Genomic DNA, 13067 nt, shown 5'->3' with positions numbered 1-13067 from the left:
CCGCCGCACCGCCGCCGCCACCGCCGCCGAGCACGCCCGCGCCGCGCTCGCCAAGGCCGACACCGCCGAGCGTGCGGCGATCGCCGGCCGCGACGCTGCGGAGAATGCCCGCGCCGTCGCCCGCGCCGATTCTGCCGCGATCGACAGCGAGGTTGCGGCGCTGACCCGCGCCACCGCGCGCAGCGGCCGCGACCGGCTGCTCGACCATGTCCACCCCGCCCCCGGCTATGAGCGCGCGCTTGCCGCCGCACTCGGCGACGATCTCGAAGCAGCGCTCGACGCCTGGCAGGGCGCCGCACCCGCCGCAGGCGATCCGCCGCCGCCGGCGGGTACCGCCAGCCTTGCCGATCATGTCGCGGCGCCAGCCAGCCTCGCCCGCCGCCTGCGGCAATCCTTTGTCGTCGACGAGGACGCCGGCCAGCCGCTCAGCGTTGGGCAGCGGCTCGTCACCCGCGCCGGGCTGCTGCGCCGCTGGGACGGGTTCGTCGCCACCGGCAGCGGCGCCGCCGCCGCGGAACGGCTCGAACGCCTCAACCGGCTGAAGGCGCTGCAGGCGGCGCGCCCTGCTGCCGCCGCCGCGGTCGAGACCGCTGACGCCGCCCGCACTGAGATCGACGCGCAGATCGCCGCCGCTCGCGCCGCCGCGCAGGCCACGCGCACCGGCCTGCAGCGCGCCGACCAGGACGGCCGCGACGCGCAGCGCAGCGAGGATCGCGCAATTGCCGCGCTCGAGCGCCTCGCCGGCCAGCGTGCCGATCTCGACGCCCGCGCCGCCCGGGTTGCTGCCGACATCGGGGATGCGGCCGCCGAGCTCGCCGCCGCGCGTGCCGCGCGCGACGCCCTCCCCGACAGTCGCGACAGCGCCGCCGCGGTCGCCCGCCTCGGCCATGATGCCGACCGGCGCCGCACCGCGGTAGCCCAGGCGCGCGGCGAGCGAGGCGCGCTCGACCGGGCGGTGCAGGCCAATCGCGAGCGGCTCGCTGCGGCGCAGGCGGACGGGCGCAGCTGGCGATCGCGCGCCGGCGAGGCCGCCAAGCGCATCGCCGACATGGACAAGCGCGACGCTGCACTCGCCGACGAGGCGGCGGCGATCGCCGACCGGCCAGCGGCGCTCGATACCACCATCGCCGCGCTGGAGAGCGAGCACGTCGCTGCCCGCACCGCCGCCGACACGCTTGCCGCCGCCGAACGCGATGCCGAGCTGGCGCTGCGCACCACCGAGGACGCGCATCGCCGCACCGGCGAGGCGCTCGCCCGGGCCCGCGAGACCCGCGCCGGCGCGGTCGCGCGACGCGAGAACCAGGAGCTGCGGCGGGTGGAGATGGGCCGCCTTGCCGGCGAGCGGTTCGAATGCCCGGCGCCAGTGCTGCCCGAGCGGCTCGGCTTTGCCAGCGACACCGTCCGCAGCCCCGCCGACGAAGCGGGCACGCACGAGCGGCTGGCGCTGGAGCGCGAGCGGATCGGCCCGGTCAACCTCGTCGCCGAACAGGAGCTGGCCGACCTCGAATCGGCCAGCCTCGGCAATGCTCATGAGCGCGACGAGCTCGGCCAGGCGGTCAACCGCCTGCGCGGTTCGATCGGGACGCTCAACCGCGAGGGCCGCCAGCGCCTGCTCGCCGCGTTCGAGGCGGTGGACGGCCATTTCCGTCGCCTGTTCACCACCTTATTCAACGGCGGCCAGGCGCATCTCGCGCTGATCGATTCGGACGATCCGCTCGAGGCGGGGCTCGAGATCATGGCCCAGCCGCCGGGCAAGCGGCTCCAGTCGCTCACCCTGCTGTCGGGCGGCGAGCAGGCGCTGACTGCGGTGGCGCTGATCTTCGCGCTGTTCCTGACCAATCCGGCGCCGATCTGCGTGCTCGACGAGGTCGATGCGCCGCTCGACGATGCCAATATCGAGCGGTTCTGCGACCTGCTCGACCGCATGGCGCGCGAGACCGACACCCGCTACCTCATCGTCACCCATAATGCGGTGACGATGAGCCGCATGCACCGGCTGTTCGGCGTGACGATGATCGAACAGGGCGTCAGCCGGCTGGTATCGGTCGATCTTGGCGGTGCGGAGAGCCTGATCGCCGCCGCGTGAGGCTAGGCGCGGTCTCCGGCTCCCGTGGCGGCCGGGCGGCGCACCCGCACCGCCTGCGGATCGGCGGCCAGCATCGATGCCACCACGTGCCGCTCGCTGTCAAAATGCGCGCGGAGCTTGGCCATGATCGCCACCGTTGCCGGCTTATATTCGTCCCAATGATCGGCGACCGGGGTGCCGCTCCACTTGCGGACATGCGCCTGGAACTGCGTGCCCATCGCCAGGCATGCGCGCTTCGCCTCGGCGGCGACCCTGGCCTGCTCGGCAGTGCCATGCGCGACCAGCGGATCGAACAATTCGTGATGCTTGAACAAGGTATAGGCGCCGATCGCGCGCGCCACTTCCCAGCGCAGCTTGGCCAGCGTCAGCGCGTCGCGCTGATGCGGATGGCGCAGACAGGCCTCGGCGCGCGCAAAGATCCCGCGCACCCCATTCTGATGCTCCACCAGCCGATCGAGCAGGGATCGCGCCTGCACGCCGTCAGACCGCGTGGACGGCCGGCGGTGTCACCGCGGCATCGCCCGCGCGCGGGATCAGCACCGCTTCCGCGGCGCGCAATTCATAGTCCATGTGCGTCGATACCTGCTCGATGAACGCCGCGACCGCCGGGCGATAGGCCGTCCAGCTTTCCTCCGCGCCCACCGCATTCCAGCGCGCGACATGCTGCCGCACCTCCTCGCCGAGGCTGATGCACTCGGCCTTCAACCGCCGGCCGATCCGCGCATTGTCGCTAGGGCCATCGGCGATCAGCCGGTCGAAGATCTCGTGATGCTTGAAATATTGATAGGCGGTCAGCATCCGGGCGAGATCGCCGCGCAGCCGCGCCAACGCACGGGGATCCTCGGGCTTCTCCTGCCCCAGCAGCCGCCGGGTAGCCTCGAAATTGGCCAGGATCGCCGCCTGATGCTCGCGCAGTCGCGCGATGGTTTTGTGTCCGTCCATGCCGTGAAGCGTACCGGCAACTCGTCACCAACATCTTACCAAAAATCGGGCTAAGCTCTTGAAACCTATCTATTGTATGCCGGATTCGTTGTAATCGAAACCGATCTGGTCGGGATCGTTGCACGGGTGGTGCTTGTATCCCCGTCTACGGGAACGTAGATGGAACAGATGGCCCAGCTCGATACCAAGCAGAAGCTCGAGATCCTGGCCGACGCGGCCAAATACGACGCCTCCTGCGCCTCGTCGGGCACCGCCAAGCGCAACAGCCGCGACGGCAAGGGGCTGGGCTCCACCGAGGGCATGGGCATCTGCCACGCCTATGCGCCGGACGGCCGCTGCATCAGCCTGCTCAAGATCCTGCTGACCAACAGCTGCATCTTCGACTGCCATTATTGCATCAACCGCAAGAGCAGCAACGTCCGCCGCGCGCGCTTCACCGCCGACGAGGTCGTCAAGCTGACGATCGCCTTCTACAAGCGCAACTACATCGAGGGGCTGTTCCTCTCGTCGGGGATCATCCGCTCGTCCAACTATACGATGGAGCAGATGGTGGAGGTGGCGCGTGCCTTGCGCGACGATCATCACTTCCGCGGCTACATCCACCTCAAGACCATCCCCGATGCCGATCCCGAGCTGGTTCACCAGGCGGGCCTGTATGCGGATCGCGTCTCGATCAACGTCGAGCTGCCGACGGTGAGCGGCCTCAAGCGGCTCGCGCCCGAGAAGGACGGGGTGCGGATCGAGACAGCGATGGCCGAGGTGAAGAGCTCGATTGCCGACGGCAAGGATGCGCAGAAGCATTACAAGTCGGCGCCGAAGTTCGCGCCGGCGGGGCAATCGACCCAGATGATCGTCGGCGCCGATGCCGCGACCGACGGTGATATCGTCACCCGCGCGTCGACGCTGTACGACCGCTTCGGGCTGCGCCGCGTCTATTATTCGGCGTTCAGCCCGATTCCCGATGCGAGCACGGTGCTGCCGCTCCAGCGCCCGCCGTTGATGCGCGAACACCGGCTCTACCAGTCCGACTGGTTGATGCGCTTCTACGATTTCCAGCCGCACGAGGTGGTCGCCGCCGCGGATGATGCCACCGGCATGCTGCCGCTCGACATCGATCCCAAGCTCGCCTGGGCGCTCAAGTTCCGCCAGCATTTCCCGGTCGACGTCAATCGGGCACCTCGCGAGCGGCTGCTGCGCGTGCCGGGCCTGGGCGTCAAATCGGTCGACCGGATCATCGCCAGCCGCCGCTGGCGCAAGCTTCGGCTCGACGATGTCGCGCGGCTGACGGTGTCGGTCACCAAGGTGCGGCCGTTCATTATTACCGAGGATTGGCGCCCCGTGATCCTGTCGGACAAGGCAGAGCTCAAATCGCTGGTCGCGCCCTTGTTGGCGCCCAAGAAGGAACAGCTGGAGCTGTTCGCGGCTTAACACCGCAATGCGCGTCGTTACCCTTGCCGAACCAGATGATTTTGATGCCTGGCGCGATGCAGCGCGCGGCCTGATCGCCGACGGCGTGCCGGCGGACCAGGTGGTCTGGCAGGTCGGCGACAAGGCCGCGGACCTGTTCGCGACCAACCCCGAACCGGCCACGCCGGCCGCCGCCGCTGCGCCCGGCTTCTCGGTGCCGCGCGCCTTCCTTGATCTTGCCCGCGATGTCATCCTCTCGGCCGAGCCCGAGCGCTTCGCCTTGCTCTACACCGTGCTGGCACGGCTGCGCCGCGAACCCAAGCTGGTCGAGGACCATGCCGATCCGCTGATCCGCCGGCTTGAGGTGATCGCCAAGCGGGTGCGCCAGGACATTCACAAGATGCGCGCCTTCCTGCGCTTTCGCGAGGTCGCCGACGACGACGGCACCAGCCGCTACGTCGCCTGGTTCGAGCCCGAGCATCATATCGTCCGCGCCAACGCGGCCTTTTTCGTCAACCGCTTCGCGAGCATGCGCTGGTCAATCCTGACGCCAGAGGTATCGCTGCACTGGGACGGCAAGGCGCTCGCCCAGGGCCCAGGCGCGACCAAGGCCGATGCACCCGACGGCGACCCCACCGAAGAGGTGTGGAAGACCTATTATGCGAGCATCTTCAATCCGGCGCGGGTCAAGATCGGCGCGATGCTGAAGGAGATGCCGCGCAAATATTGGAAGAACATGCCCGAGACCGCCTTGGTCGGACAGCTGATCGCAGGCGCGCAGGCGCGGGAGAGCGGAATGATCACCAAGGCACGCGCCGCACCCAATGACGGCGTCGGCGGCAATAGCAGACACGCCTGGGAGGCGCTGCGCGACGAGGCGATGAGCTGCACCCGCTGCCATCTCTACAAGCATGCGACGCAGACGGTGTTCGGCGAGGGACCGGTGGACGCGGCGATGATGTTCGTCGGCGAGCAGCCCGGCGACAATGAGGACCTCGCCGGCAAGCCGTTCATCGGCCCTGCAGGCCAAGTGTTTGACCGCGCGGTCGCGGCGGCCGACATCGATCGCTCGCGCGTCTACGTCACCAATGCGGTGAAGCATTTCAAGTTCGAGACCCGCGGCAAGCGCCGCATCCACGCCAAGCCCGGCGCCGGCGAGATCGAGGCGTGCCGCTGGTGGATCGAGCAGGAGCAGTTGCTGGTCAAGCCGCAGGTGACGGTGGCGCTCGGCGCAACCGCGGCGCGATCGTTGCTCGGTCGGGTGGTGACGATCAGCCGCGAACGCGGGCGGCCGGTGCCGCTGGCGGACGGCAGCAACGCGTGGATCACCGTGCATCCGAGCTACCTGCTGCGCCTGCCGGACCCGGCGCAGCGCGAGGACGAGTTCGCGAAGTTCGTGGAGGATCTGAAGCTCGCCAAGGCGGCGCTGGGCTAACCTCCTCCGTCATCCCTTGCGAACCGCTTGGATCTCATGCCGCAGGCGCGTCGCTTCATGACGACAAGACCTCAGCTTTCGCTGGGGTGACGCCATCGGTCAGAAGGTCAGCGGATCCGGCCCGATCCGCGCCTGGCGGTCCAGCCCGTCGATCGCGGCGAGTTCGTCTGCGCTGAGCTCCAGATCCAGCGCTGCGTAATTGTCGCTCATATGCTCGGGGTCGGCCGCCTTGGGGATCGGCGACAGGCCATGGGCGAGATGCCAGGCCAGCACGACCTGCGCGGCCGAGCGGCCGTGCGCCGCGGCGATGCGGCCGATCATATCGTCCTGGAGCAGCTCGCCGCCCTGGCCGAGCGGGCTCCAGCTCTGCGTCACGATGCCGTGCGCCTCATGATAGGCGCGCTCCTCGCGGCGCTGGTGGTGCGGGTGCAGCTCGATCTGGTTGACCGCCGGGGTCACGCCGGTCGCATCGATAATCGCGTCGAGATGCCCGGGCAGAAAGTTCGACACGCCGATCGAGCGCGCCTTGCCGGCGTCGCGCAGGCCGACCAGCGCCTTCCACGCGTCGACGAACAGCCCCTGCGCGGGCGACGGCCAGTGGATCAGGTACAGGTCCACCGCGTCGCGCCCGAGCAGCGCCAGGCTCTCGTCGAGCGCCGCGGCGGGATCGCCCTGGCGATCGTTCCACAATTTGGTGGTGACGAACGCGTCGCTCGCCTTGACGCCGTCGCCGACGCCGCGCTCATTATCGTAGATCGCGGCGGTGTCGATCAGCCGATAGCCAATGTCGAGCGCGCGCCGCACCACCATTGCCGCCTGCGGATCGGCGAGCTTGTAGGTGCCAAAGCCGAGCTGCGGAAGTCTGCGGCCGTCGTTGAGGGTGAGGTCTGTCATCCTACCCAAGCGCATGCGGCGCCCGCGCGGTTCCCCCTTCCCTTCCTGAAGACGATCGGCCAAGCCTCCGGCCCATGTTCGAAAAGATCCTGGGCGTCCTCGCCACCTTCACCATCTGGGTGATCTCCAGCGGCGGTTACGTCGGCATCGGCATCCTGATGGCGATCGAGAGCGCGTGCATTCCACTACCGTCCGAGATCATCATGCCGTTCGCCGGCTATCTGGTCTCGACCGGGCGGTTCGACCTGTATCTCGCCGCCACCGCCGGCGCGATCGGCTGCAACATCGGCTCGATCGTCGGCTATGAGATCGGCAAGCGCGGCGGCCGCCCGCTCGCCGAGCGCTGGGGCCGCTACCTGCTGATCGGCCCGGGCGAGCTCGACACCGCGGACCGGTTCTTCGCGCGCTGGGGCTCGATCGCGGTGCTGATCGGTCGGCTGCTGCCGGTGATCCGCTCGTTCATCGCCTTCCCCGCCGGCGTCGCGCGGATGCGGCTGGTGCCGTTCCACGCCTACACCTTCCTCGGCTCCTGGCCGTGGTGCTTCGGCCTCGCCTGGGTGGGCATGAAACTCGGCGACCAGTGGAACAGCGATCCCCGGATCAAGGCGGCGTTCCACCGCGCCGACCTGGCGATCGGCATCGTCGTGATCGCGCTGGTGGCCTTCTACATCTGGCATCGGGTGCGCGGGCTGAAGAAGCCGGCGGCCTGACCCAAGGCCCCTCCGTTCGCCCTGAGCTTGTCGAAGGACATGGGTCTCAACCGTGCTTCGACAGGCTCAGCACGAACGTGACAAGGGACTGGCCTGCGTCGCCGCGCGCACCAGCCAGCCGATCATCGCCGCCGCCAGCACCGCCCACAGCACGAAGCCATGCCATGGCGTCCATCCACCATATTCCGACGCGATCGTTCGCAGGTCGCCGACCGCGACATGCTGCTGATAGACGCCGCTCCACAGAGGGAAGCGGTACAGCGGCGGCACGAACACCTCCGCGGCGGCGACCATCGCGTTGATCGCGATCGACAGCGCCAGCAGCAGCAGCGCCGCACTCCGCGCGACGCGGCCGCCGACCGCCACCCAGGCCGGCGCCAGCCCGAGCGCGAGCAGCCCGCACAAGGGCATCGCCAGCCGCGGCCCGGTGGCGTTGCCGCCCTCCCAATAGACGTAAGCGGCGTTGACCAGCAGCACGACCAGCGTCACCCCGCCTGCGACCCAGGCGAGATCGCGGGTGCGCGGCCGATCCGCCCAGACCATCAGCCCGGGGATCGCCAGCAGCAACACCGGCGCCACCCAGAGCAGCCCGTGCTGTGTCCCGACGGTGATGCCGAGGAATGCCCCGAGCTGCGGCATGCCGAGCCCGAACAGGCCCTGGTGCATTCCCTCCCAGCCGACCACGCCCGAGTAAGCGACTCGGAACGGCGTCCCGAACGCGACGAGATTGTAGCCGAGCAGCGGCAGCAGGCCGAGCAGGCCCCCGGCGGGCACGGCGGCAATCAACCGCCACCGCGTCGCGGCGGCACGAGCGTGCCACAGCATCCACCCGGCGATCACCAGCCCCGCCAGCACCGCCTGATACTCGATCGTCACCGACCAGCCCAAGGCGACGCCAGCGACCACCGCCCACGGCAACGTGGCGCCCCGCACCGCCCGCCAGAACGTCGCCACCGCGATCACGTATAGCGCCGCCACCGGGGCGTGGCCCAGCAAGGTGGTGGACCAGCCCCAGGCCGGCGTGCCGAGCGCATAGCCGAGGGCGGCGAACAGTGCCGCGCCCGCGCTGCCCGTCAGCGCCAAGGCCAGATCGAACAACAGCACCGCAGCAATCCCCGTCAGCACCGCCGGCCCGCTCGCCACCGCCAGCCGGGTACGCAGCCGCAGGTAGCGAGTCATTTCCAGGCCGCCGAAGATCTTGGGCAGCGCCCCCGCCCGCTCGCCGGTGACGGCATCGGCCAGCGCCACTGCCGGCAGCGCCATCAGCGTCATGCCGGGCGCCTTGTCCGAATAAGCGTGGGCGCCGAACACCGCCTTGTCGATCGTCAGGTCGGCGAACTCGTCGATGGTGGCATCGCCATCCTCGACCAGGCTGATCGCGGCGAACAGCCGCACCGCATTGTTGGGATTCCATTCCCATGAGCCGAACCAGGCGCAATTGAACCAGACCAAGGCGAACAGCACGATCCGCATCCGCCGCAGCCCGCCCGGCGCGGGAATCACGGGACGCGGGCTTCGTCTGCCTTGCGCGCCTTGTTCTCGGCGCGGGCGGCGCTCGCCTGCTGGGCGAAGCAGCCGGTCTGGCCGCCGGCGCCGACCGTCGAGCAGCTGCCGATGCCATTGACGCCGACGCCGGTGTCGAGCGTGCCCTGCGCGCGTGCCGCCCAGCTCTCGTTCTGCGGCGTCACCTGGAACTCGCGCAGCTCCTTGGGCACGCGGAACTGCTCCTGCGCGTCGCGCCGCTCGCAGACCACGATCTCGCTGCCGTCATTGTTGGTCGGGCAGCGCTCGTTGCCGTAGAGCACCAGCACGCCGTTGATCGGTGCGCGCTTGGCGACTTCGCCGGGGCCGGCGTCCGCCTTGGGCTTGACCGCCCCGGGCAGCGCCGCCTGCTGGGCGACGGCAGGGCTGGCGAGCACCGCCAGCGCGATCAACAGCTTGACCATACGCTCTCCTCAGATCCTCTTGGCAGCCGCGATCGCGACCTTGCACCCCAGGCGGATGAGGCCGCTCAGCACCGGATAGCCGAACGTATCCTCGGCGCCATGGGCCAGCGCGTGATCGCGATGCTCGAGCTCCTCCGCCTGGAAATCGGCGATCGCGCCGGTCAGCTCGGGATCGCTGGTGCCGAGCGCGTCGAGCTGTTCCTGATAATGCTGGTCGATCTCGGTCTCGACCGCGGCGGTGCAGGCCATCGCCGCATTGGGCCCGATCGCCGCCGTCACCGCGCCGAGCGCGAAGCCTGCCACCGTCCAGAACGGCTGCAGCAGCGTCGGCCGCACCCGCCGCTCGGGGATCATCTTGTCGAAGAACGCCTGGTGGCGCTCCTCCTGGCTCGCCATGTGGTGGATCGCCCGTGCGGTGGGATGGCGATCGCCAAACACCGCGAGCTGCCCCGCATAGATCCGCGTCGCGCCATATTCGCCGGCCTGGTCGACGCGGATCATCGCCGCCGTCGGCTCGCGCCGGTCACCGGGCTTCCAGCTTCCCGTCATCGTGCTTTCCTCGTCAACGCCAGGATCACCAACGCGCCACCCAGCGACAGGATCGCGTTGAACCCCGCCAGCGAGATGCCGAACAGCGTCCATTGCGGCGTGTCGCAGCGGACGATCGGCGCGTGCATGATCGCGGCCAGCCGGTCGGCGCTGCTCAAGCCGCGCAGGTCCACCGTCTGGGTGCAGGCGGTGAATCCGTTCCACCAATGATATTCCACCCCGGCATGCGCGACGCCGATCGCGCCCGACAGCGCGATCAGCAGCGCCGCGACGATCACCAGCGTCTTGGCGAGCGCCGGCCGCGGCACGACGAACGCCAGGATCGCGACCACCACCGCGGCATAATGCGGCCAGCGCTGCCAATGGCACATCTCGCACGGGTAGAGATGGCCGATCAGCTGTGATCCCCAGGCGCCGGCGAGCAGCGCCAGCGGCAGCAGCAGCGCGATTGCCCGCGCCAGGCGTTGGCTCGCGGTCACTTGGACGGCACCGAGGGCTGCGTCCCTTGGGGCTTGGGCTTGGTCGCCGCGGCGACCTGGACCGGCCCGCCGAGCCGCGCCACCGTCTTCAGCGCATAATAGAGCTGGAAGTCGTCGATGCCCTGCTTCTTGAGCGCATCGGGCGTCTCGGTGAAGCGCGGATCGTCCTTGGTATCCTCCTCGAGGATGGCGTTATCGGCCTTCACCTCGTTGATCAGGTGGCGGCGCAGGTCCGCCTCGCGGAACACCGGGCGGGTCTTGAAATCGGGATCGCTGATCTGCGGCACCTTGATGTCGGGTTCGATCCCGCCCTCCTGCACGCTGCGCCCCGACGGCGTGTAATAGCGCGCGGTGGTCAGCCGCAGCGCGGTGCTTGGCCCGAGCTGGAGCAGCGTTTGCACCGATCCCTTGCCGAAGCTGCGCTCGCCCATGATCAGCGCGCGATGGTGATCCTGGAGCGCGCCGGCGACGATCTCCGAGGCGGAGGCGGTGCCCGGGTTGGTCAGCACCACCACCGGCAGGCCATGCGCGTCGTCGCCCGGCTTGGCATAATAGCGCTCGATGTCGCTCTTCTCGCGGCCGCGCTGCGAGACGATCTCGCCATGGTCGAGGAAGGCGTCGCTGACCGCGATCGCCTGGGTCAGCAGCCCGCCGCCATTGTCGCGCAGGTCGACCACATAGCCCAGCGGCCGGTGGCCCAGGCTCTTGTCGATCGCCATGATCGCGCCGCGGGTATCGGCGCCGGTGCTCTCGGAGAAGGTGTTGATGTTGATGTAGCCGACCTGGCCGCGCACTTCCCATTTCACCGGCTTCTGGATGATCACCTCGCGGGTCATCGTCACGTCGAGCGGCTTGTCGCGGCCGGGGCGGACCAGCGAAAGGCTGATCTTGGTGCCGGGCTTGCCGCGCATCATCCCGATCGATTCATCCAGCGTCTCGCCGTAGATCAGCTTGCCGTCGATATGGGTGATATAGTCGCCGGACTTGATCCCGGCGCGATAGGCGGGCGTATCCTCCTGCGGCGACACGACCTTGATCGCGCCATCCTCCATCTGCACCGTCAGGCCGAGGCCGCCGTAATTGCCTTCGGTCTGGATGCGAAGGTTGTCATAATCGAGCGCGTCGACATAGCTCGAGTGCGGATCGAGGCTGGCGAGCATCCCCGCGATCGCGCCCTTGATCAGCTTCTGGTCGTCGACCTTGTCGACATAATCGGCCTTGATCCGGTTGAACACGTCGAGGAACTGATCGAATTCGCGGTAGGTATCGGTATCGACCGCCGCCATCGCCTGGGTGGCGAGCGGGATGAGGGTCAACGAGCCGAGGATCGCAGTCGCGGTAAGCAGCGGACGGGCCATCGAAAATCCTGAAGGCGGAAATGCTGATCGAGTGTAGCGGGATTGCCGGGCAGGAGCAAAGCCAGATCAGAGCAGGACACGGCTGAACCGCGGCTGAGCGGCGGTCCCCTAGAGCAACGCGACGATATCCATCGGCCGCCCGCGGCGGCGGAGCTCCACCGTTACCGCCGCATCGTCGCCGACGCCGGCGCGGCCGAGCATCGCGCCTGCCGCCACCGCCTGCCCCGGTGTCACCGCCAGCCGGCCAAGGCCGGTGAGCAGCGAGGTCCAGCCATCGCCATGATCGATGATCACGATCATCCCGAAATTGCGGAACTGCCGCGCATAGCGCACCGTCCCGCCCGCCGGGGCCCGCACCGGCGCGCGCGGCTCGACCGCAAAGGTCAACCCGCGCGAGCGCACGCCCGCCGCCGACACCTCGTCGAGCCCGGTGACCAGCCGCCCGCCGACCGGCAGCCGGTACGCGCCGCTCGGCCGCGCCATCGCCGCTGCGGTCGCCACCGGTCGTGGCAACGGCCCGTCGAGCTGCGAGAGGTCCGCGGCGGTCGCCTGCGCGAGGTCGCGCGCCGAAAGCTGGTCGACCAGGTCGCGCGCCTGCTCGCCGAGCGCGAGCGCCCGATCGGATTCGCCGATCGCGTGGCGGCCGAGCGCCTGGCTGCGCTGGCGGTGCGCCGCCTCGAGCCGTGCGAGCGCCACCCGGTCGCTTTCGAGCTGCGCCCGGCTGTCGCGCAGCGCGCTCGCCGCCAGCGCGGCGCTGGCCTGGAGCCGCCGGGTCTGCTCGATCTCGGCGCGCACCGCCCCGGTCCGTGCCCGCACCACCGGCAGCGCGCCGCCGAGCACCGCACGGACATGGACCAGATCGTCGACCGACCCCGGCTGCGCGATCGCCACCACCGTCGGCCGCCGGGCGAGCGACTGCAGCGCCGCGAGCAGCCGTGCCACCGGAGTCTGTGCCTCGCCAAGCTGCGCGCGGCGGGCGGCAAGCAGTTGCGCGACGATCGCGCTGCGCGCGCGCGCCGCCGCGAGTTGCGCCTCCGCCGCGGTCACATTCGCCGACAGCGCGGCCTCGTCGGCCGCCGCCTTGTCGGCCGCGTCACGCTCGTTCGCCGCCTGGCGCACCAGACCCGCCGCGCGGGCCGACGCCGCCGTCGCCTCGCGCTTGGCGCTCGCCAGCCGCTGCTGCTGATCGGCGAGGCTCGGCACCGCGCCCGTCGCGCTGCCCGCCAGCATTATCGCGATGATCGGCGCCCATGCCCGCATG

13 protein-coding genes are annotated in these 13067 nt (G+C 69.7%); 4 read left to right on the top strand and 9 right to left on the bottom strand.

Features of this window, described 5'->3' with window-relative positions:
- On the top strand, window positions 1-2086 hold a 2086-nt coding region (locus AC07M8_RS18800; protein WP_495175751.1), incomplete at its 5' end, for a coiled-coil domain-containing protein.
- Between the two features lie 2 nt (window positions 2087-2088).
- Here the strand turns inward: AC07M8_RS18800 and AC07M8_RS18795 are convergent.
- Window positions 2089-2562 (bottom strand): hypothetical protein, encoded by a 474-nt coding sequence (locus tag AC07M8_RS18795; RefSeq protein ID WP_495175750.1) that lies wholly within the window; start codon window positions 2560-2562, stop codon window positions 2089-2091.
- 4 nt (window positions 2563-2566) lie between these two features.
- Complete coding sequence (locus AC07M8_RS18790; protein WP_495175749.1) at window positions 2567-3028, bottom strand: hypothetical protein; 462 nt, start codon at window positions 3026-3028, stop codon at window positions 2567-2569.
- Between the two features lie 168 nt (window positions 3029-3196).
- Between AC07M8_RS18790 and AC07M8_RS18785 the strand changes: the two genes are divergently transcribed.
- Both AC07M8_RS18785 and AC07M8_RS18780 read left to right on the top strand, forming a co-directional pair.
- Window positions 3197-4456, top strand: coding sequence for a putative DNA modification/repair radical SAM protein (locus tag AC07M8_RS18785; RefSeq protein WP_495175748.1), 1260 nt, complete (start codon window positions 3197-3199; stop codon window positions 4454-4456).
- A 7-nt stretch (window positions 4457-4463) separates the two neighbouring features.
- Window positions 4464-5870 (top strand): UdgX family uracil-DNA binding protein, encoded by a 1407-nt coding sequence (locus tag AC07M8_RS18780; RefSeq protein ID WP_495175747.1) that lies wholly within the window; start codon window positions 4464-4466, stop codon window positions 5868-5870.
- 99 nt (window positions 5871-5969) lie between these two features.
- Here the strand turns inward: AC07M8_RS18780 and AC07M8_RS18775 are convergent, their stop codons facing one another.
- Complete coding sequence (locus tag AC07M8_RS18775; RefSeq protein WP_495175746.1) at window positions 5970-6764, bottom strand: aldo/keto reductase; 795 nt, start codon at window positions 6762-6764, stop codon at window positions 5970-5972.
- A 74-nt stretch (window positions 6765-6838) separates the two neighbouring features.
- Here AC07M8_RS18775 and AC07M8_RS18770 point away from each other — a divergent pair, with 74 nt between their 5' ends.
- Window positions 6839-7474, top strand: a complete 636-nt coding sequence (locus AC07M8_RS18770) for a DedA family protein (protein ID WP_495175745.1) — start codon at window positions 6839-6841, stop codon at window positions 7472-7474.
- A gap of 66 nt (window positions 7475-7540) precedes the next feature.
- Here AC07M8_RS18770 and AC07M8_RS18765 read toward each other — a convergent pair whose 3' ends face one another.
- The 6 genes from AC07M8_RS18765 to AC07M8_RS18740 form a co-directional block, all read right to left on the bottom strand.
- Window positions 7541-8977 (bottom strand): hypothetical protein, encoded by a 1437-nt coding sequence (locus AC07M8_RS18765; RefSeq protein ID WP_495175744.1) that lies wholly within the window; start codon window positions 8975-8977, stop codon window positions 7541-7543.
- Window positions 8974-9420 (bottom strand): hypothetical protein, encoded by a 447-nt coding sequence (locus AC07M8_RS18760; RefSeq protein ID WP_495175743.1) that lies wholly within the window; start codon window positions 9418-9420, stop codon window positions 8974-8976. The genes AC07M8_RS18765 and AC07M8_RS18760 overlap by 4 nt, the downstream gene beginning before the upstream one ends.
- A 9-nt stretch (window positions 9421-9429) precedes the next feature.
- Window positions 9430-9969: a demethoxyubiquinone hydroxylase family protein gene (locus tag AC07M8_RS18755; protein WP_495175742.1), complete on the bottom strand. Its 540-nt coding sequence runs from the start codon at window positions 9967-9969 to the stop codon at window positions 9430-9432.
- Window positions 9966-10448 (bottom strand): disulfide bond formation protein B, encoded by a 483-nt coding sequence (locus tag AC07M8_RS18750; protein WP_495175741.1) that lies wholly within the window; start codon window positions 10446-10448, stop codon window positions 9966-9968. The genes AC07M8_RS18755 and AC07M8_RS18750 overlap by 4 nt, the downstream gene beginning before the upstream one ends.
- Entirely contained in the window at window positions 10445-11806 is a 1362-nt protein-coding gene (locus AC07M8_RS18745; RefSeq protein ID WP_495175740.1) for a S41 family peptidase, read from the bottom strand. The genes AC07M8_RS18750 and AC07M8_RS18745 overlap by 4 nt, the downstream gene beginning before the upstream one ends.
- Before the next feature lie 108 nt (window positions 11807-11914).
- A complete protein-coding gene (locus AC07M8_RS18740; protein WP_495175739.1) occupies window positions 11915-13066 on the bottom strand; it encodes a murein hydrolase activator EnvC family protein in 1152 nt (383 codons plus the stop codon).
- Window position 13067: the final 1 nt, after the last annotated feature.

The organism is Sphingomonas sp. GW821-FHT09E03, from assembly GCF_059416225.1.
Note: the sequence above shows the minus strand (reverse complement) of the source record. Positions and strands in the feature narration are given on the sequence as shown.

Excerpts from the sequence above, each read along its gene's own strand:
- AC07M8_RS18790 (WP_495175749.1), bottom strand. The coding sequence starts at position 3,028 with ATGGACGGACACAAAACCATCGCGCGACTGCGCGAGCATCAGGCGGCG.
- AC07M8_RS18785 (WP_495175748.1), top strand. The coding sequence starts at position 3,197 with ATGGCCCAGCTCGATACCAAGCAGAAGCTCGAGATCCTGGCCGACGCG.
- AC07M8_RS18780 (WP_495175747.1), top strand. The coding sequence starts at position 4,464 with ATGCGCGTCGTTACCCTTGCCGAACCAGATGATTTTGATGCCTGGCGC.
- AC07M8_RS18775 (WP_495175746.1), bottom strand. The coding sequence starts at position 6,764 with ATGACAGACCTCACCCTCAACGACGGCCGCAGACTTCCGCAGCTCGGC.
- AC07M8_RS18770 (WP_495175745.1), top strand. The coding sequence starts at position 6,839 with ATGTTCGAAAAGATCCTGGGCGTCCTCGCCACCTTCACCATCTGGGTG.
- AC07M8_RS18760 (WP_495175743.1), bottom strand. The coding sequence starts at position 9,420 with ATGGTCAAGCTGTTGATCGCGCTGGCGGTGCTCGCCAGCCCTGCCGTC.
- AC07M8_RS18755 (WP_495175742.1), bottom strand. The coding sequence starts at position 9,969 with ATGACGGGAAGCTGGAAGCCCGGTGACCGGCGCGAGCCGACGGCGGCG.
- AC07M8_RS18745 (WP_495175740.1), bottom strand. The coding sequence starts at position 11,806 with ATGGCCCGTCCGCTGCTTACCGCGACTGCGATCCTCGGCTCGTTGACC.
- AC07M8_RS18740 (WP_495175739.1), bottom strand. The coding sequence starts at position 13,066 with ATGCGGGCATGGGCGCCGATCATCGCGATAATGCTGGCGGGCAGCGCG.